Consider the following 20,212-nt stretch of genomic DNA (forward strand, 5'->3'; position numbering starts at 1 on the left):
CAGGTAAAGCACCAGATCGGGTGTATATCTGCAAGAAACTTACATCACAAGTTGAAAAATTTTTTATATCTTGTTGCCGATTGGAAAGCCGGTCGAAACTCTTCTCACCGGCATTTCATCCGTTGGAATGATCCAGCCGCCGCGAATGGCGACGCGGACCTCATCGCCTTCTTCCAGCCGCACCGGATCGCGCAGCTCAAAATGCAGGTGAATATCCGGCTTTGAAAGCGGTGAGGCTTCAATCCGTGAACCGCCACCCCGATAAACAGAACGTTTGACCCGCACAGGAATGCCACTGGCTTCGGTCAATGCCAGATCTTCTGCACGAACGCATAGCTGCGCATTGGCACGCGGCATTTCAATGCCGGAACAACGCACCTGCGCGCGGCTTCCCAACACCAGTGCTTCGCAATGTCCCGCTTGCGCAAAGGACACGACCTCCGCAGGCAGAACCATGCCATGCGCGATAAAGGACGCGACCATCTCGCTGGCCGGTTCCTCATAGAGTTTGCGCGGCGTATCGAACTGCTGAAGCTTGCCGTGGTCGAGAACCGCAATACGGTCAGCAAGCGCCATGGCCTCGGCCTGGTCATGCGTGATATAGATAATCGTCGTGCCAGTGCGCTTGTGGAAAGCTGCAAACTCGTCTTCCATCGAAGCACGCAAATGCACGTCGAGATTGGCAAGCGGTTCGTCAAACAATACGAGCGAAGGGGCAGCTACCAGACAGCGGGCCAAAGCCACACGCTGCCGCTGACCACCCGAAAGATTGGCCGGGCGGCGATCACCGAAACCGTCAAGATCAACCAGCGCCAGCGCTTGCTTCACACGGGCCTCGCGCTCGGCTTTGGCAACCTTTGCCACTCGCAGACTATAGCCAACATTCTCGGCCACGGTCATATGCGGCCAGAGCGCATAATTCTGGAAGACGATACCGACCTGCCGCTTCTCCGGTGGGACGTTCCCATCCACATGGGAAACACGGCTGTCACCAATATGGATTTCGCCACCGTCAACATCTTCAAAACCTGCAATCATCCGCAGAAGCGTGGTCTTGCCGCAGCCGGATGGGCCGAGAATGGCAACGAACTCGCCGTCCTTCACATCAAGCGACACTTCAGACAGGGCCTGAAACTCGTTGAAGTCCTTGGAAACAGAAGCGATTTTCAGTCGCGCCATGGCAGCACTCCGTTTGGAAGACGCCGCGCAAACAGATTTGTTGCAAGCATCAGCATGAATGTCACCGCAACGGCCAGAATGGATATGGCAGCCGCATAGGCGGAATCGCCCGCCTGTTCGAAAGAAAACATCACAACGCCCAGCGTTTCCGATCCCGACGCCCATAGTAGCGCTGAAACCGTCAGCTCACAAAATGCGGTCATGAAAATGAGCACACCCCCTGCAAGCGTCGCTGGTGCGACAAGAGGAAATATAATAGTCCGCAGCCGATAGAAAAGGCCTGCGCCCGCAACTCGCGCGGCTTCTTCCAGCGCACGGTCGATCTGGTGGAGGCCAGCCACCGTTGGCCGCAGCGCCAACACGAAGAAGCGTGCAAGATAGGCAAACAGGATGATCCAGAGCGTGTTGTAGAGGCTGAGGCCGACCACCGGCAACGGCTTCAGGAACATCAGCAAGCAGGCGATGGCCAGCACGACGCCCGGAAGAGCATAAGGCAGCTCGGCTGCGAAATTGAGGATCGGCGTCCAGCGCCGTTTGCGCCATGCCAGCATATAGGCAAGCGGAACGGCAATCAGCACAGCAAAACCCGCCGTCACCACCGACAGCAGAATACTGTTGCCAAAAGCGCGGGCTGATCCGCTGTGTTCAAGCATGACAAAGCGGAAATTTTCAAGCGTTGCCGTCGCAAATGTAAGCGGAACGCCATAGGCCGGAACCAGTGCTGAAAGCGTCAAGCCGATCAGCGGCAGAAACAGCACGATCACGATCAACAGCCATGCACCAAGCTCTGCCCACACACGCCATACGCCAAGCGCAAAAGGTGCCGCTGGAAGCGACGTTGACACAATGCGGAAATCGCGACGGCGGGAGGCATAATCCTGCGCGGCGATCCCTGCCATTGCGATCAGACCGATCAGCACAGAAAGCACGGCGACGCTGGAGAGCACCGCTGGCCCGCCGCCCGCAAGACGCTGATAAATCAGCGTTGGCAGAACCAGATAATTCGACGGAATTCCCAAAAATGCCGGGATGCCGAAATTCCCGACGCACGACACAAAAGCCAAGGCCGCAGCTCCGATAATCGATGGCGTCATCAGCGGCAGGATAATGGTGCGCAGAACGGTCCATTTGCTGGCACCGGCACTCAGACCCGCTTCCACCAGCTCGCGCGGAAGCTTGCGCAAACCCGCCCGTACAATCAGAAAGACCAGCGGTCCATATTGCACACCAAGCAGAAAGATAATGCCCCAGACGGAATAGAGCGGATTGCGGCTTCCCAGCGGCGGCGCCATGCCGATGATCTTGAGGAACTGGCTGGAAGGCCCGAAAAGCTGGAGCCACGCCAGCGCTGTTACCTGCGGGGCGATCAAGAGCGGGGTCACATAGAAAAGCACGAAGACATTGCGCCCGCGCATATCTGTGAGGCCGACGAGCAACGCCGCCACAATGCCAAAGACCAGCGCCAGCAGCGTGCCGCCAATACCGATCTGCAGGGAATGCCATGTGGCAACCCATGTTGAACGGCTGCTCAGTGTTTCGGAAAGAACGGATGTCGAAAACTGTCCCTGCGGCGCAACAAGCTCAACAAGCAGACGCGCCATCGGCAGAAGCGACAGCACAGCAACAATCAGCGTTACACCAACAATCAGGGCCGTATCCCGGCCCTGAAGATCTCGAAACATCCGCATTTTCGTTTTTATCCGCCAAACAGCTCGGAGAACTGCTTCTTGTCGGCATCAGTCTGATAGAGAACCTTCTGGGTGTCGATAGACATGATGTTGATCTTGGTGCCTTCCGGCAGCCATGCAGGGCGGCCGACGCCTTCCTTGGCAGGCAGATAGCCCTGCTCAAGTGCCAGCTTCTGGCCATCATCCGACAGGATGAAATCAACGAACTTCTTGGCACCATCGACGTTCTTGGCGGTTGCCATGATCGCAACTGGTTCAGTCACGGCAGGCACACCTTCCGGCGGGAAGACAAACTCGATCGGCGAACCCTTGGCCTTGGCATTAAGCGCCATGAAGTCAACGAGAATGCCATATGGCTTTTCGCCACTCGCAACCGACTTCAGCACTGCGCCATTGCCCTTGACGCTTGCCAGTTCATTGGCCTTGAGGTTCTTGAAATAATCCCAGCCGAGATCCTTGTTGAGCGCGAAACCGCTCAGGAGATAGGCCGCTGCACCCGAATAAAGCGGGCTTGGCATGACAACCTGCCCCTTATAGTCGGCCTTTGCGAGATCGGCCCAATGTTCAGGCTTCTGGCTCGCACCCGTATTATAGGCGATGCCGGTGGTGATCAGCTTGGAGCCGAAATAGGTCTTGTCGGCGTCATAGCTATCCGTAGCAAAACCACCGACCTTGGCTTCCGGATAGGCGAGCAGGCGCTTGTCCTTCTTCAGACCTTCCATCGTCACCGCGTCGGCGATCAGCAGAACATCAGGCTGCGGCGCGCCAGCCGAAAACTCGGCGGCAAGCTTGGTGAGGAGTTCGCTCGTTCCCGAACGGAAAATCTGCACATCCGTATCCGGATTGGCCTTGCGAAAAGCTTCAACCGTCTTGGTCGCATCCGCTTCGGGTTGCGACGTATAGAGCGTCAGCGTATCGGCCTGTGCCACGGCGATGGAAAGAGCAAGAAGCGCAGGTACGGCAACGGCCCGCTTCAGCATCTTGTTCATGGGATTCGCTCCTCGAATTTCTGTATAATGTTCGCCAGCATGACCAGCGATGCCGGTGCAATCCTGACGCGTGCGAAGTGATAGCGCGCAGATACTGCCATGGCGATAGGCACGATCATTTCCATTCATGGTGCACCTGTCAAACATCCTGCAACGTGAACCCGGAAAACAAAAGCCTCCCGGCGGAATCATATCCATCGGAAGGCTTGTAAAACATTGAATGTTTTGCAGAACAGCCATCCGTATCTCCAAGCATGGAGAAGATGCGGATGGCATTAGAGGAATTGCAATGCGGTTTTATGACAACCGCGAACCCATTCCCGGCAAAAGATTAACACATCAGATAACAATCTCGGCGACATGCGCAACCTGCGCACCGGCCTCGTAATAGGCTTCACGCAGACCTCGGAAATTCTGTTCCTTCGGATCGCTGACCGGCAGCGGCAGATCGTCTTCCTTGATCTCGCCCGAAACGAGCTGCGAAAGCAGTTTTCCAAAGACCGTCCCCGGCGCGATGCCGCGACCGTTGTAACCGGAGAACCCAACCACATTACGCGCCAGGCGATGGAATTTCGGCAGGCTGTCATCGGTCATGCCGATCTTGCCATACCATTCAGCTTCAAACTCGACTTCGCCGATCTGCGGGAAGAGACGCTTCAACGATTTCTTTGCCCATGCCTTGTGCACGGCAGCACCCGTGTTGCGCAACGCACCGACGCTGCCGAAAACGAGGCGACCCTGTTGGTCGAAACGGAAGGATGAGAGAACTTCCTTTGTATCCCACACACCCTGACGTTCCGGCAATATGGAGCGCTTGATATTATCCGACAGCGGCTTCGTGGCCATGTTGAAATATGGCAAGTGAACCAGCTCGGCGCGCACTTCCGGCCATGGCGCATTGGTGTAGGCATTTGTCGCCACAACGACCCAGTTTGCCGTCACGGAACCCTTGGCGGTCTTGACCACCCATTTGCCGCTCTTTTCCTCGGCCCCGATCACCGGACTTCCGGTAAATACAGTCGCACCGGCGGCAATGGCAGCATGGGCCAGCCCGCGCACATAGGCGAGCGGTTGGATCGTACCGGCGCGCAGATCGAGCAGTGAGCCCGCATAAGCCTTGGTTCCGACCTTGGCTTCGGTTTCCTTGGCGTCTAGCAGTTTCACATTAGCGCCACGACGCGCCCACTGCTCATAGCGGTCCTCAAGTTCCTTCAGGCCCTTCTTTCCGACGGCGCAGTGGAGCGTGCCTTGCTTCTCGACTTCGCAGGCAATCTTGTGCTTCTCAACGATTTCGAAGACAAGCTTCGGCGCATTGCCGAGGACATCAAGTAACCGGTCACCATATTTCTGACCGAGCACGCCGGGCAGATCATCCGGCATGACCCACATGCCTGCATTGACCAGACCGACATTGCGGCCAGAACCGCCATAGCCGATCTCTATACCTTCGAGGACGATGGCTCGCGTGCCTTTCTCGGCCAGATGCAGAGCTGTCGAGAGACCGGTAAAACCGCCCCCAACGATCACCACATCCGCAGTCAGATCACCTTGCAGCGCGGCCGTCTCGGGAGCAGCAGGGGCGGTCTTTTCCCAAAGACCATGGGAGCGCGGATCGTTCAGCATTGAGAGCAACCATTTTAAATAGTGGAATACGGGCACTCTGCCCGACTGTTTCTATTTCACGCCGCGAAAGCCGGTTGGACAGCGTTATTTGCGCAACAATTCATTCCGGTTTGGAATGAACCAGCATTGAATAGTCGGTATTCCCCACCTGCCCGGCAATCCACTGACAAAACACCTGCGTCAACGGGTTTTCCAGTTTCCCTTCCGGCACGACGAGATAATATTCATTCTCGGTTCGCATCGGCTTCTCAAAAAGCATGACAAGTTCGCCGCTGAGCAATTCCTGCTCGATCAGATAGAGTGGTAGAAGCGCGAAGCCCAAACCGGCCAATGCCGCGCCGATAACCATCGAGAACTGGTCAAATCGGTGCCCACGATAGGCCGACCGCCCCTCGACACCGCAGCTTTCGAACCATTGCGCCCACATTTTGGGCCGTGTCGCAAGATGCAGCAAAGGCTCGTTTTCAAGTTCTTCCGGGGCGGACGGATGGCGCACTTCTAACAGGCTGGGGCTGGCGACCGGCACAATGACTTCGCTGCACAGGAAGGTACAGTTGGCATGTGCCCAGACAGGCTGGCCATAGTGAATCGCGAGATCAAAAGGCTGCTCCTCGAAATCGAAGACACCGGAGCGCGACGCGACATTGATGGCAATACCGGGGTGCTTTTCGATGAAATCGGAAATCCGCGGCATCAGCCAGCGTGTGCCGAATGTCGGCAAGGTCGCGACGCTGAACGACGATGTCGATTGCGCGGATGCCATGGCGCGCAGCATCGTATCCTCAGTCTGATTGAGAAGACGTCGCACTTCCGGCAGGAACTTGCGCCCGGCATCGGACAGAAGAATACGCTGGCGGATGCGCTCGAAGAGAAGCACGCCGAGCTGGCTTTCCAGATCCTTGATCTGACGGCTGACCGCGCTCTGGGTGAGATTGAGTTCATTGGCCGCCTGGGTGAAACTTCCGTGGCGGGCAGCACACTCAAATGCCTGCAGCGTGGCGATGTCCGGGATCAGTCTTCTGCTCAGCTTCATTCCATTCTCGCATTAACATAGTTGCGTTCGTCGCGATCATAACGGCAAAACGGCTGATATGATACATTTTCATCATAATCCATGCATGTTCCTCCCAAGTACGACATGCATCACCCGAAGATGCCCCATTCGACGGAAATTTTCGCCATGAAAGACCAGAAATTCGTTTCGCCGGACGCCATTCGCTCCGCTTTCTCTGCAGCCATGTCGGCCATGTACAGGGAAGAAGTGCCTGCCTATGGCACCTTGATGGAACTCGTCGCCGACGTAAATGCCAAGGTGCTGGCAGACGATACACATCTGCATGAGCGTTTGACGGAAACAGACTCGCTGGAACGCATCTCCGAGGAACGTCACGGTGCAATTCGTCTCGGCACAGCCGCTGAGCTGTCGATGATGCGCCGCGTCTTCGCGGTCATGGGCATGTTCCCGGTTGGCTATTACGATTTGAGTGCCGCCGGTGTCCCGGTTCATTCGACCGCCTTCCGTCCAATCGATGATGCTGCCCTGAAGCACAATCCATTCCGTGTTTTCACCTCGCTTCTGCGCCTCGATCTCATCGCCGATGAAAAGCTGCGTGCTGAATCGGAAGAAGTCCTGTCGAAGCGCAATATCTTCACCGCCGGAGCCGTCGCTCTGGTTGAAAAGGCTGAGGTCGAAGGCGGCCTTCTTGAAGAAGACGCCAAGACTTTCGTGGCCGAGGTTCTGGAAACATTCCGCTGGCACGATCATGCCAATGTCAGCGCCGAGCTCTACCATCGCCTGCATGATGCCCATCGCCTGATTGCCGACGTCGTGTCCTTCAAGGGCCCACACATCAACCATTTGACGCCGCGCACGCTCGACATCGATGCCGTACAGGTTCAGATGCCGGATCGCGGCATCAACCCGAAGGCTGTTGTCGAAGGTCCGCCAACCCGCAGATGTCCAATCCTTCTGCGCCAGACCTCCTTCAAGGCACTGGAGGAAGAGGTATCCTTCGCAAGCAGCGACGGCACCTGGACCCCTGGCTCACACACTGCCCGTTTCGGCGAAATCGAGCAGCGCGGCGTTGCCCTGACACCAAAGGGCCGTGCGCTTTACGACAAGCTGCTCAACGACACCCGCGCAGTTGCCCGCCCTGCTCCGGATGGCTCGAATTCGGCTGAATATGTGAAGGCGCTGAGCGACACCTTTGCCGCTTTCCCGGACACATGGGCCGGTGTGCGTGAAGAAGGCCTCGGCTACTTCGCCTATTCGGTCAAGGACGCAGCAAAGCTTGAAGCTTTCAAGCCCGGTACCGATATCGAGGTTCTGATTGAAGCTGGTGCAGTTCAGTTCGATCCGATTATCTATGAAGACTTCCTGCCGGTCAGCGCGGCCGGTATATTCCAGTCCAATCTGGGCGACGACGAAACACAGGATTTTGTCGAAAGCCCCAACCAGAAGCGTTTCGAGGATGATCTGGGTGCGAAAGTGCTTAATGAGTTCGAGCACTATGCCCGCATTGAACGCGAATCCATCGAAGCCGCTCAAATAGGCCTAAAAGGCCTCGAAGCGGCAGAATAAAGTCAAAGAAATACAGAGAGGAAAACCATGAACACCGCTGTAAAAAAACTCGACGTGAAAAAGGAAGCCGCAGAGCTGCTTTCGAAGCTTGGCGTTGACGCAGCCCTTTACACGTCGGGCGACCTCGCTGGCTTCAGCCCGGTCTCCGGTGAACAGATCGCTTCGATCAAGACCCACAGCAAGGACGATGCAGTCAAGATCATCGACAAGGCTGACGAAGCTTTCCGCGCATGGCGCACTGTTCCAGCTCCAAAGCGTGGCGAACTGATCCGTCTGCTTGGTGAAGAACTGCGCGCTTCCAAGGAAGATCTCGGCCGTCTCGTTTCGCTCGAAGCTGGCAAGATCCCTTCGGAAGGCCTCGGCGAAGTGCAGGAAATGATCGACATCTGCGATTTCGCAGTCGGTCTGTCGCGTCAGCTCTACGGTCTCACCATCGCAACCGAACGCGCTGGCCATCGCATGATGGAAACCTGGCACCCGCTCGGCGTTGTCGGCGTTATCTCTGCCTTCAACTTTCCCGTGGCGGTCTGGTCATGGAATGCCGCTCTGGCAATCGTTTGCGGTAACTCGGTCGTCTGGAAGCCGTCTGAAAAGACCCTCCTGACAGCTCTTGCCTGCGACGCCATTTTCAAGCGCGCGCTCAAGCGTTTCGGCGATGCACCAGAAGGCATCGCGCTGCTTCTGCTCGGCGACCGTGAAGTTGGCGAAGTCCTCGTCGACAGCCCGAAGGTTCCAGTCGTTTCGGCAACCGGTTCGACCCGCATGGGCCGCGAAGTTGGTCCACGTCTTGCAAAGCGTTTTGCGCGCGCAATTCTCGAACTCGGTGGCAACAATGCCGGTATCGTCTGCCCATCGGCCGATCTCGACATGGCGCTGCGCGCAATCGCTTTCGGCGCAATGGGCACCGCTGGTCAGCGTTGCACCACGCTGCGTCGTCTGTTCGTGCATGAAAGCGTTTACGACGCTCTCGTTCCACGTCTGCAGAAGGCATATGCCAGCGTTACCGTTGGTTCGCCGCTCGAAACCACAGCTCTGGTTGGTCCATTGATCGACAAGGTTGCTTTCGACAACATGCAGAAGGCACTGAAGGAAGCAGCAGCACACGGCGGCAAGGTACAGGGCGGCGACCGCGTCGACGCTGGCCATGAAAACGCTTACTATGTGCGCCCAGCTATCGTCGAAATGCCAAAGCAGCAGGGTCCGGTTCTCGAAGAAACCTTCGCACCAATCCTTTATGTGATGAAGTATTCCGACTTCGACGACGTGCTGGCGAGCCACAACGAAGTTGGCGCAGGCCTGTCTTCGTCGATCTTCACGCTCAACCTGCAGGAAGCAGAGCGTTTCCTTTCGGTTGAAGGTTCAGATTGCGGCATTGCAAACGTCAATATCGGTACTTCGGGTGCTGAAATCGGCGGCGCATTCGGCGGCGAAAAGGAAACCGGCGGCGGTCGTGAATCGGGTTCGGATGCGTGGAAGGGCTACATGCGCCGCGCAACCAACACCATCAACTACTCGAAGGCTCTGCCGCTCGCACAGGGCGTTTCCTTCGACATCGACTAATCGATCTGATTTCAGATCAAAAGAAAACCCCGCGAAAGCGGGGTTTTTTATTGGCAAGACGCACCGACAGGCATCTCACTAGGTCAGGCGATTAGCGAGATTGTCGTTATGACGAGCCGAAAATCGTGGCTTTTGAGAACCGGCGCGCAGCGTACTTGAGTACGTGAGCACCGGAAGCGCAAAAAAACGCGATTTGCAGGCCGTCAGAGCCGCAATATCAGCCCATACGTTCGGAGGCGAATGAACCGGGCGAAGCCGGGAATACGACGGTGCGATTGCCGTTGAGGAACGAACGGTGATGAATATGCGCGTGAACGGCGCGTGCCAGAACCTGCGCTTCAACATCACGGCCAATCGACACATAATCCGCAGCACTTTGTGCGTGGGTGATACGGGCAACGTCCTGTTCGATGATCGGACCTTCATCAAGATCGGCGGTCACATAATGCGCCGTGGCACCAATCAGCTTCACGCCGCGCTCATAGGCCTGCTTGTAAGGGTTTGCACCCTTGAAGGACGGCAGGAAGGAATGGTGGATATTGATGATCTTGCCCGACATTTTCTGGCAAAGTTGATCGGACAGAACCTGCATATAACGCGCAAGAACGACAAGTTCAGTGCCAGTATCATCGACGATATCCAGAAGACGCTGTTCAGCTTCCGGTTTGTTGGCCTTGGTAACCGCCACATGATGGAAGGGAATATCGTGGTTCACGACCACCTTCTGATAATCGAAATGATTCGACACGACGCCCACGATGTCGATTGGCAGAGCGCCGATCTTCCAGCGATAGAGAAGGTCGTTCAGACAATGACCAAAACGCGACACCATCAGCAATGTCTTCGTGCGATGGGCATTGTCGTGGAAATCGAAATCCATTTCGAACGGTGCCGCGATAGGCTCAAAGCCTTCGCGCAGTATATCAAGTGCCACGCCGTCTTCGGAAATGAAGCTGACGCGCATGAAGAAGCGACCGGTGTCCAGATCGTCAAACTGGGCGCTGTCGATGATGTTGCAACCCTTGCTCGCGAGATAACCCGAAATGGCGGCAACAATACCGCGGGTAGACTTGCAGGTGACGGTCAGGACAAAATTATGCATCGGACTTCCTCAAATTTTCCAAGGCGCAAGCCTAAGCGCGCGCCTTGAAACTAGTTCACGATGCGGCCTCCGCCATGCCAGAATGCGTAATGCACTGACCGGATTGCGCTATCAAGCGACTTTGGAAGAAAGATTGCCCTGATTTGATCAAAGATGAGGATTGCGATTACGATAACGAGCCACCAGCGAGCGATTGACATCGCCGGAACCCGGCATATTGGCGCTGAGATAGATCGGCGCATCCCCCTCGCCCACCAGCTTTGCTGCCACATCGGCAAAAATGGCGTTGAGAATCGTTACGCCCAGCGCCGTCGAAACCGGACCGACCTTCAATGCGCTGCCTTTCACTTCCAGCACCGCATCGCCTGCAGGCGCATCATTATCCAGCACGACATCCGCCAGGGAAAGCAACTGTGTGCGACCCTTGGCAATTGCATTGGAATAGGTAACGGAAGTGACCGCCACGATCGCAGCCCCCTTCTCCCTCGCATAGCGCGCCGCCTCGATGGGAGCGGCATTCACGCCGGAATTTGAGACGACGATCAAAACGTCACCTTCACGAATACCGTAGCGTTCGAGAATTGGCAGCACAGCCCCTTCAATCCGCTCGAAATGCGAGCTTGCCACTGCCCCATCCTGCAGCATGATCGCCCCGCAGAGGATCGGTACTGTGATCGCCAGTCCGCCTGCGCGATAATGCAGCTCTTCCGCCATCATATGCGAATGGCCGGTGCCAAATACATAGACCCGACGATCCGCCTTGGCTGCAGCGGCAATAAGCTCGGCGGCTTTGGCCATTGGCTCGGCGAGGCGGTCACGCAGACCGTTGAGCCTTGCGATAAGGTCATTGAAATAACGATCGGTGATTTCCGTCATTGCCCTTACCCCGCTATCTGTTTTTCACCGGAAAGCCATGTGGCTTTCGCAAACAACCCGTCATCAAGGTGTACGGCATCCATGCGCATTCCCGGTCGGAACGTTCCGCGATCATCCAGACGCAGGTAGCGGGCCGGATAATGGCTCGCCATGCGCAGTGCCTCGGCCAGGGTCAGCTCCAGCTCGGCCACGCCGAAACGCACTGCCGACGCCATGTCGAGATCGGAACCGGCAATGGTGCCATCCGCCAGCACAAGCTTCGAACAGATGCCGCCCGGCACACGACGGACAGCACGCCCGTTGATCTCGAAGCTTTCCGAAGCCGAACCAACCAAAGCCATGGCATCTGTCACGAAAAACAGATGGGCATCGCCGCGTTTCGCCCGCAAGGCAAGCCGCAGCGCCATCGGATCGACATGGTGGCCATCGGCAACGATGCCGCACCAGATATCGGGATGGTCAAGCGCTGCCCCTGCAAGCCCCGGCGCGCGGTGGCCGATCTGGCTCATGGCGTTGAAGAGATGGGTGACGCTACGCGCACCGGCATCGAACCGCTTGAACGCTTCCTCAGCCGTTGTATCGCTATGACCGATGCTGACCACGACACCGCCATCGCTTAAGGTGCGCACCTGCTCAGGCGTGACCTGCTCGGCAGCAAGCGTGACCAGCAAAGTGCCGATCTGCTTCGCGGTATGGATATAAAGCGCAATATCGGCATCATTGACGGGACGCATCAGTTCCGCCAGATGGGCCCCTTTACGGGCCGGAGCCAGATGCGGCCCTTCGAGATGAAGACCCGCAACGCCCTTGTCGGCCTTGACCGCTTCAATTGCCGCTTCAATGGCACGGTCACGGACCGGCATCGTATCGGTGATCAACGTCGGCAGGAGGCTGGTCGTTCCGTATTTGCGATGGCCCCTGGCAATCACAAACATGGTTTCGGGCGTCGGTTCGTCATTCAGCATGCGCCCGCCGCCGCCATTAACCTGCGCATCGATGAAGCCGGGCGCCAGAACACCGCCTTGCAGCCGCTCGATATCGTGGCCTTCGCCAAGCGACACTTCCGGCACGATGGCTTCAATCTTGCCATCGCTGAACACCAGTGCACTTTGGTCATGAAAGCGCTCGCCGTCGAAAATACGCGCGCCAGCAATTGCCGATTTTTTGGTCATACCGTCACCGTAACCTTGTTGAGATTGCGCGGCTTGTCGGGGTCAAAACCCTTACGGCGCGTGACCGCTTCAATAACGCGGTAATAATTGATGAGGGAGACCAGTGGATCGAGATGCGCATTGCCCGTGCTCGCCGATGGCAGCCGGAAGCCCGGCGTTTCCGCGTCGGACAGCGTCACGATACTCGCACCGAACGAGTGCAGCCGCTTCAAAGCCTGTATGTTGGTGTCGAAGGCTTCATCGCGCGGCAGAAAGGAAATGATCGGGAAACCTTCCTCGACCAGACGCATCGGACCGTGCATGAGTTCCGCCAGAGAGAAAGCCTCGGCATGGATATTGGCCGTTTCCTTGGCCTTCAGAGCAGCTTCCAAAGCGATCGCAAAGGCCGTGCCGCGGCCGCCCGTATAAAGCGAACGGGCATTGAAAAGAAGATTTTCAACTGCTTCGCGACCATCGGGACTTGTTGCAGCCAAGGCTTCCGGCAGGCGTTGCAGCCCGGCCTGCAGGCTTGCGTCACCACTAGCCGACGCCACGACGCCCGACAGTGCGGCAACTGCGGCAATGAACGACTTGGTTGCCGCGACGCTCTTTTCTTCACCGGCATTGAGCGCCAGCACGATGTCCGCGGCCCTGCCCAACGGGCTATCAACGACGTTCACGACGGCGATTGTCGTTGCGCCACCTCTTTTGGCAGCGTCCTGCGCCGCGACAATGTCAGGGCTGGCGCCAGATTGCGACACAGTGAAGTGCAATCCATTATTCAGCTTCAACTTGGAACCATAGACCGATGCCACCGATGGCCCGATGGATGCCACCGGAATACCCATCGTGATTTCCATCAGATATTTGAAGAACGTCGCAGCATGATCGGACGAACCCCGGGCGGCGGTGGTGATGACGGCAGGTTCGCTCTTCTGGAAAACGCGTGCGATTTCTGCGAGTGTGCCTGCCTCCTTCTCAAGCAGACCGGCGACGACAGCGGACGACTGTTCGGTTTCCTGTAACATCAGGGAGGAAGGGGTATTCATGGTCATTCTCCAATTTTCAGTTCCGCGACGAAGTCATAGGCATCGGCGCGATAGTGCGAACGGGTATATTCGACGATCCGGTCGTCCTCGAGATGCGAGATGCGTTCGATCAGAAGCGCAGGCGCTCCCCGGTGCACACCAAGCAAGCGCGCCGTGCCCGGATCGAGTGTAACGGCTGTCAGGCGCTGCAAGGCGCGAACCGGCTTGTGGCCGCGCCGCGCCAATGCGCCATAGAGCGACGTTTCCTCCACGCGGTCCTTATCCAGGTAATGGCGCGGAACCACAGCGCGCTCGAAGGCCATTGGCACGCCGTCGGCAAGCCTCAGACGGTCCAGCCGGACGATTGTCGTATCAACGCCGATTCCCAGCCGGAAAGCCTCGTCGGGCGACGGCCTGTCGACCTTGTTGGTGACAACGCGCGCGCCCGGCTCCTTGCCGCGTGACAGCATGTCCTCGGAAAACGAAGTCAGACGCCAGAGGTGCTGGCTGATACGCGCCGGGCGTTCAGCGACAAAGGTGCCACTACCACGCCGCGCCTCTACCGCGCCTTGCGTCAATAGTTCCTTATAGGCATTGCGAACAGTAATCCGGCCGACGCCAAGCTGTTCCGCCAGATCGCGCTCCGGCGGCAGTCCCACAGAAGGCGCAAGTTGCCCTTCCTCGATCAGTTCACCGAGAATACGCGCAAGGTTCCGGTAAAGCGGCCCCGTCAACTGCGGATCATGCAAGCCGCGCTCTTCGATGGCCGTGATCAATGTGGTTCTATTCATGCTTTACATATTAGAACCTATATAGAACCAATGGCAAGTGACAATCTCATGAAAAAGGCCCGCGTCCAAGCGGGCCTTTTTAGCTTAATGTGATTACTGAGCGGGATGCGCTTCGGCTGGCGGTTCATCTGCGCCGTGTTCCGGCTCCTTGATCCGGAACCAGGCGACATAAAGCGCTGGCAGGAAGAGCAGCGTGATTGCCGTGCCCGCTATGATCCCGCCCATCATGGCGTAGGCCATCGGACCCCAGAACACTTCACGCGCAATCGGGATCAGCGCCAGACTTGCCGCCGCCGCCGTCAGTGCGATGGGTCGCATTCGGTGCTGGCTGGCCTGTGTCACTGCATCCCATGGATGCATACCCTCCGTGATATGCTCCTCGACCTGCACGATCAGGATGACCGAGTTTCGGATAAGAATACCAACCAGCGCCAGCACGCCGAGGATCGCCACGAAACCGAGCGGCTTTCCGCTTGGCAGCAGCGCCGCCACCACACCGATCAGACCTAGCGGCGCCACGGCGACGACAAGGAACAGGCGCTGGAAGCTCTGCAACTGAATCATCAGGATCGTAGCCATGACGAACAGCATCAGGGGCACCACGGCAGCAATCGGGCCCTGGCTCTTGCCGCTTTCCTCCACCGTGCCTGCCGTCTGGATATAATATCCCGATGGCAACTTGTCAGCAAAAGTCTTGATAGCAGGCGCCAGATCCTTGACGATCGTGTCCGGCATCGTCTTGTCGATGATCCCGGCCGCAACCGTAATCGTTGGTGTACGTGAGCGACGATAGATAACCGGCTGCTCCAGTTCATACCGGAAATTGGCAATCGCCGCCAAGGGCACCGAAGTCCCGTTACCAGTTGCGATCTGAAGGCTCTGCAACGTATCGATCGAGTCGCGTTCGTGTTTCTGCGCCCGCGCGATGACGTCGATCAGATAGATCGAATCCCGCACCTGGGTGATCGTGATACCACCGACGATACCGTTGAGAGTTGTTGCAATATCCTTGGAGGAAATGCCGAGCTTTCTCGCCTTGTCCTGCATAACGTCCACGCGGATAACCCGGCCTGGTTCGTTCCAGTTGTAGCTCACAACCCCAAGCCGCTTGTCGGAACTGAGGATACCGGCAAAATCCTGCGCGACGCCGCGCAGCTTCTGAATATCCGGCCCGGAGACACGATACTGCACCGGACGGCCAACAGGCGGTCCAAGCTCCAGATATTTCACATAAACATCTGTACCAACGTAGTCCTTGCGTAGAACCTCGTTGAATTTCTGCTTAAGCCTGTCTCGCGCTTCAAGATCTTTTGCAACGACGACCATCTGCCCGAAATACGGGTTTGCAGGTTGCACGTCGAACGAAAGAATAAAGCGAATAGCGCCTTCCCCGATATAGGTGCTCCAGTGATCCACATCGGGATTGTCCTTCAGCATCGTTGCTTCGAACTTTTCCATCTGAGCCTTGGTATCAGTGATGGAACTGTTTTGCGGCAGCGTCCAGTCGAGCACCAGTTCCGGACGGTCTGATTGCGGGAAGAACTGCCGTTCGATGAAGCCCATGCCGAAAACCGACACGAGGAAAAGCGCAATCGTCGTAATGATCGTGATCCATTTATGCCGCATGGATGCAAGCAGGACCTGAGAGAAGATGTTGAAAAAGCGACTATGTTTCTCCTCATGCGCCTTCATTTTCTTCGGCAGGAAAGTGACCCCCAGCAAGGGCGCGAACAGCACCGCCACGACCCATGAAACAACCAGCGAAACCGCAATCACCACGAACAATGTGAACGTGTATTCACCGGCCTGACTATTGTTCAGACCAATCGGGATAAACCCGGCAATGGTTACGAGCGTACCCGTCAGCATCGGAAAGGCCGTATGCGAATACACGTAAGTTGCGGCCTTGTTGATGGGGTCACCCATTTCCAGCCGGGCTACCATCATTTCAACCGCAATCATCGCGTCATCAACCAGTAGCCCCAGCGCAATGATAAGCGCACCAAGCGATACACGCTGCAGTGAAATATCCATCAACGACATCGCCAGGAAGGTGATGGCCAACACCAGCGGTATCGAAAGAGAGACGACAAAGCCCGCTCGTACTCCGAGACTGACAAAACTCACGGCGAGGACGATAACTACCGCTTCAAATAGCGCTTTGGTAAAGCCCGAAACGGCGTCAGTAACAACCTGCGGCTGATCGGCAACCTTGAATACCTGGACGCCTACCGGAAGTTCTGCCGTCACTTGGCTCATCATCTTGTCGAGCGCTGCACCAAATTCAAGCAGATTGCCGTTGGGCTTCATGCCGATGCCGAGGCCGATGGCATCCTGTCCGTTCACCCGGAAAATGGATGTCGGCGGATCGACATAACCACGTGTGATCGTCGCCACGTCGGAAAGGCGAAAGAAACGATCATTGACGCGCAGATTTACAGCACGCAGATCGGCTTCCGAGTTGAATTGCCCGCTGACACGCACACTGATACGCTCCGGCCCGGCCTCAACCACACCCGAGGGCGTAATGGCGTTCTGGTCCTGCAAGGCTTGCAGGATTGCCTGCTGATCCAGCCCAAGCGCCGCAATCTGCCGCGTTGAGAATTCCAGATAGATTGCTTCGTCCTGCGCACCGATCAGTTCAACTTTGCCCGCATTGGGCAATGTCAGAATCTTGGTTCGCGTGCTTTCGGCATAATCCCGCAACTGCCGCATCGACAGCCCGTCCGATGTGAACGCATAGACGTTCCCGTAAACATCACCGAACTGGTCGTTGAAATATGGTCCGAGAACACCTTGCGGCAGCGTGTTCTGAATATCGTTCAGAAGGTGGCGTACTTCGGTCCATGACTTTTTGACCTGCTCAGCCCGTGTCGTATCTTTGAGAAATACGAATACCACCGACTTGCCCGCTGTGGTTATGCTGCGCGTGTAATCGAGCGTATCCAGCTCTTCGAGCTTCTTTTCCAGCCGGTCGGTAACCTGGTTGAGCGTTTCCTCGACAGATGCTCCGGGCCAGTTGGCCTGAACGACCATCGTTTTAACGGTAAATTCCGGATCTTCCTCACGTCCGAGGTCAATATACGAAATCAGGCCCGCCACCAGAAAGACAAGCATGAAATACCAGACCAGGGACCGGTGGTTCAGAGCCCAGTCAGACAGATTGAATCCCTTCTTCACAGACCGGCTCCTTTCTCGTTCAGGCGGACTTTCTGTCCTTCTTTAAGCTCGTTCACACCGGCAATCGCAACATAGCTTCCGATGTCCACGCCTCCGGCAACGAAACTGTTGCCGTGCCGCTCAGTCACCTGCACGTCATGAAGAGAGACCGTCTGTTTATGCGGATCGATGACCCAGATGCTTGTCTTGCCATTTTCATCGAGCAATGCCTGGATCGGCATCGTCACAAGATTCTGTTCGGGTGCCGCCATCGCAGCCCTGATCGTCGCACCGAGGCGAAAGCCTTCCGGCGGATTGTCGAGGGCAATACGTACGCGACGCGTGCGCGTCTGCGCATCTGCCTGTGGGGCGACCTCGCGCACCATTCCGTGCCCGGTGACAGCGGGATCGGCCTGAAGCTGCACATTGAATGACGTGCCCTGCTCGAAATACTGCGTCATGCTGTCGGGAATATCGAGCACTGCTTCGCGAATATCGGGGCGCGCGACCGTCATGACGGTCTGACCAGCGGCAACCACCTGTCCGACTTCCGCATCCGTTGCTGAGATGACGCCATCATAATCCGGACGCAGTACGGCATAGCTGCGCTGGTCTTGCGCCTTCTTCAGCCCTGCCCGAGCCTTTTCAAGTCCCGCCTCGGCGCTGTCCCGCGCCTGCCTTGCAGCGTCATAGTCAGCTTGCGAGACATTGTTTCCCTTCAGCAGGATATGCTGGCGCTCCTCGCTTGCAGAGGCGTTGGCAAACTGTGCTTCGGCGCTTGCCAGATCTGCCCTTGCCGACTGAACGGCAAGATCGAGATTGGAAGGGTCGAGCATCGCCACCATCTCGTCTTTCTTCACGAGATCCCCCACCTGCACGGGCCGATTGATAATCCGCCCGAGTACACGAAATGCAAGATCGGTGGAATAACGCGGTTCAATTGTGCCTGCGAAGCCTGTCTGCGTTACGGGCTTGGGTTCGACCACCATGTAAAGAACGGGACGCACAACGTCCGCGTTCGCTTGTTTTTCTTCTTCCTTGCCACAAGCGCTGAGCACAACCGCAGCGCCAAACACGACGAGATACCCTATTGACCGGATCGCAGGAAACTGGATTGCCGTTTTCATTGCGCGACGAGCCCTTCCTGTTCCTGCACGACTTCGGCGGGCTCGCCCGAACGCAACATTTGTGCGCCCTTCGTGACGATCAGCTCGCCTTCCTGCAGTCCGCCCTCCACCAGCAACCGGCCTTTCGCGAAGGCAAGCACCTTGATCGGAACCAGCGTTGCCACCTTGGAATCCTTCGAGAGCCTCCAGACGGCCGTGCGCCCCGCATCCGAAGTCATTGCGCTCCACGGCAGAACCACGACTTTCACAGTGTCCATATGGACCGTGCCCGTCACCGTGGCTCCGAGCGCCATCTGGGGCGGAGTTTGCGCTATTCCGACCTTCACCCGCACGGTTCCGGTCTGTGCATCGACCACCGGAGAAATTTCGCGAATCTTGCCTTCGGCGTTTATCGAAGCATCGGACAGAAGCGCAATCGTTACACCCATCCCGATCTTGGCATGATTGACCAGTGTTTCCTGAACATCGAAGACCGCGTCACGAGGCCCGTCCTCAGCAATCGAGAACGCCGTCTGTGCGGCCTGCACGACCTGACCGGCCTCAACATTGCGCGCGGTAATCACGCCTGAAACGGGTGCCTGCAATTGCGTGTAGGACAGTTGGTCGCGCGCATCGTTAAGCTGGCTTTCAGCACCAGCAAGGGCGCTCTGCGTCGTCTGCAGGTTCTGGTTCGCCTGGTCATAGGTGCTGCGCGTCGTGAAGCCTTGCGCCAGCAAAGCCTTCTGTCTTGCAAAATTGGCCTGCGCCTGCACGAGCTGCGCCTGAGCGGCATCTTTCGTGGCCTGCGCAACACGCAGATTAGCCTGCTGTTCGACATTGTCGATGCTGGCGAGGGGCTGCCCCTTTTCCACGTGCTGGCCAATTTCGACCAGACGCTGCACAACCTGACCATTCAGACGAAACGATACATTGACAAGCGATCGGGCCGCTATCGCACCGGACAACGTCAGTTTCGGCTGATAATCGCTTGCGACCACTTTCACTACCGCCACCGGCACGACATTGAGCGAGTCTGCCCGCGCCTGAACCGTGGCGCCTGATACAAGCAGCCCCAAACAAACAAGTAGCACGTTGGGTATTCTGAAATGGGGAGCAGGTTGGCTCGCAACTCGCCTCCACCCGTTTCGCAAACCGTAAACAAATGATTTTACTGCCATTTACACGATTCTCACTGGTTCGGTTCTGTTGAGAATGCAACTAAAGCTAAGCAGAGAAAAGCCGCGTTGTAAAAGATCATGTTTCATAGTTATCGCTGTTAAAATCTTTCAAAAAATTTGCTCAAGACAATTGAAAGGCTGCTGCCTTCCATCAGGGTCTTTATGAGTAGAAATATATAGCTCTGTTAAATATCAAGAATA

The 20,212-nt window shown here is 56.8% G+C and carries 16 protein-coding genes; 2 read left to right on the forward strand and 14 right to left on the reverse strand.

Translation table 11 applies throughout. The features are described 5' to 3' along the window. Positions 1-63: 63 nt before the first annotated feature. From ACYSN1_RS15045 to ACYSN1_RS15070, 6 genes are all read right to left on the reverse strand, one after another. On the reverse strand, positions 64-1,179 hold the full coding sequence (locus ACYSN1_RS15045) for an ABC transporter ATP-binding protein (protein ID WP_461726417.1): 1,116 nt from the start codon (positions 1,177-1,179) through the stop codon (positions 64-66). Further along, a complete protein-coding gene (locus ACYSN1_RS15050; protein ID WP_461726418.1) occupies positions 1,167-2,867 on the reverse strand; it encodes an ABC transporter permease in 1,701 nt (566 codons plus the stop codon). The genes ACYSN1_RS15045 and ACYSN1_RS15050 overlap by 13 nt, the downstream gene beginning before the upstream one ends. An 8-nt stretch (positions 2,868-2,875) precedes the next feature. Then, entirely contained in the window at positions 2,876-3,856 is a 981-nt protein-coding gene (locus ACYSN1_RS15055; RefSeq protein WP_461726419.1) for an ABC transporter substrate-binding protein, read from the reverse strand. After that, complete coding sequence (locus tag ACYSN1_RS15060; RefSeq protein ID WP_268878402.1) at positions 3,853-3,981, reverse strand: hypothetical protein; 129 nt, start codon at positions 3,979-3,981, stop codon at positions 3,853-3,855. Before ACYSN1_RS15060 ends, ACYSN1_RS15055 begins: the two co-directional genes overlap by 4 nt. 214 nt (positions 3,982-4,195) lie before the next feature. Continuing rightward, positions 4,196-5,479, reverse strand: coding sequence for an NAD(P)/FAD-dependent oxidoreductase (locus tag ACYSN1_RS15065; protein ID WP_461726420.1), 1,284 nt, complete (start codon positions 5,477-5,479; stop codon positions 4,196-4,198). Between the two features lie 100 nt (positions 5,480-5,579). Next, a complete protein-coding gene (locus tag ACYSN1_RS15070; protein WP_461726421.1) occupies positions 5,580-6,512 on the reverse strand; it encodes a LysR family transcriptional regulator in 933 nt (310 codons plus the stop codon). 147 nt (positions 6,513-6,659) lie between these two features. On the opposite strand from ACYSN1_RS15070, the gene hglS reads away from it, so the two are divergent. Both hglS and amaB read left to right on the forward strand, forming a co-directional pair. Continuing rightward, the gene (gene hglS, locus ACYSN1_RS15075; protein ID WP_461726422.1) at positions 6,660-8,060 is read left to right on the forward strand and encodes a 2-oxoadipate dioxygenase/decarboxylase HglS; all 1,401 of its coding nucleotides are present in this window, start codon (positions 6,660-6,662) and stop codon (positions 8,058-8,060) included. Between the two features lie 27 nt (positions 8,061-8,087). After that, a complete protein-coding gene (gene amaB, locus ACYSN1_RS15080) occupies positions 8,088-9,620 on the forward strand; it encodes an L-piperidine-6-carboxylate dehydrogenase (RefSeq protein ID WP_461726423.1) in 1,533 nt (510 codons plus the stop codon). Positions 9,621-9,837: 217 nt separating this feature from the next. Here the strand turns inward: amaB and purU are convergent, their stop codons facing one another. The 8 genes from purU to ACYSN1_RS15120 form a co-directional block, all read right to left on the reverse strand. Next, entirely contained in the window at positions 9,838-10,722 is an 885-nt protein-coding gene (gene purU / locus ACYSN1_RS15085; protein WP_461726424.1) for a formyltetrahydrofolate deformylase, read from the reverse strand. A 147-nt stretch (positions 10,723-10,869) separates the two neighbouring features. After that, complete coding sequence (locus tag ACYSN1_RS15090) at positions 10,870-11,598, reverse strand: SIS domain-containing protein (RefSeq protein ID WP_461726425.1); 729 nt, start codon at positions 11,596-11,598, stop codon at positions 10,870-10,872. Between the two features lie 5 nt (positions 11,599-11,603). Beyond that, positions 11,604-12,770, reverse strand: a complete 1,167-nt coding sequence (nagA, locus tag ACYSN1_RS15095; protein ID WP_461726426.1) for an N-acetylglucosamine-6-phosphate deacetylase — start codon at positions 12,768-12,770, stop codon at positions 11,604-11,606. Continuing rightward, entirely contained in the window at positions 12,767-13,798 is a 1,032-nt protein-coding gene (locus tag ACYSN1_RS15100) for an SIS domain-containing protein (RefSeq protein ID WP_461726427.1), read from the reverse strand. The genes nagA and ACYSN1_RS15100 overlap by 4 nt, the downstream gene beginning before the upstream one ends. A gap of 2 nt (positions 13,799-13,800) precedes the next feature. After that, complete coding sequence (locus ACYSN1_RS15105) at positions 13,801-14,568, reverse strand: GntR family transcriptional regulator (protein WP_461726428.1); 768 nt, start codon at positions 14,566-14,568, stop codon at positions 13,801-13,803. Positions 14,569-14,661: 93 nt separating this feature from the next. After that, positions 14,662-17,748: an efflux RND transporter permease subunit gene (locus tag ACYSN1_RS15110; protein WP_461726429.1), complete on the reverse strand. Its 3,087-nt coding sequence runs from the start codon at positions 17,746-17,748 to the stop codon at positions 14,662-14,664. Next, positions 17,745-18,854: an efflux RND transporter periplasmic adaptor subunit gene (locus ACYSN1_RS15115; protein WP_461726430.1), complete on the reverse strand. Its 1,110-nt coding sequence runs from the start codon at positions 18,852-18,854 to the stop codon at positions 17,745-17,747. The genes ACYSN1_RS15110 and ACYSN1_RS15115 overlap by 4 nt, the downstream gene beginning before the upstream one ends. Further along, a complete protein-coding gene (locus tag ACYSN1_RS15120; RefSeq protein ID WP_461726431.1) occupies positions 18,851-20,011 on the reverse strand; it encodes an efflux RND transporter periplasmic adaptor subunit in 1,161 nt (386 codons plus the stop codon). Before ACYSN1_RS15120 ends, ACYSN1_RS15115 begins: the two co-directional genes overlap by 4 nt. Between the last annotated feature and the right edge of the window lie 201 nt (positions 20,012-20,212).

This window comes from Brucella sp. LJL56, from assembly GCF_054871705.1.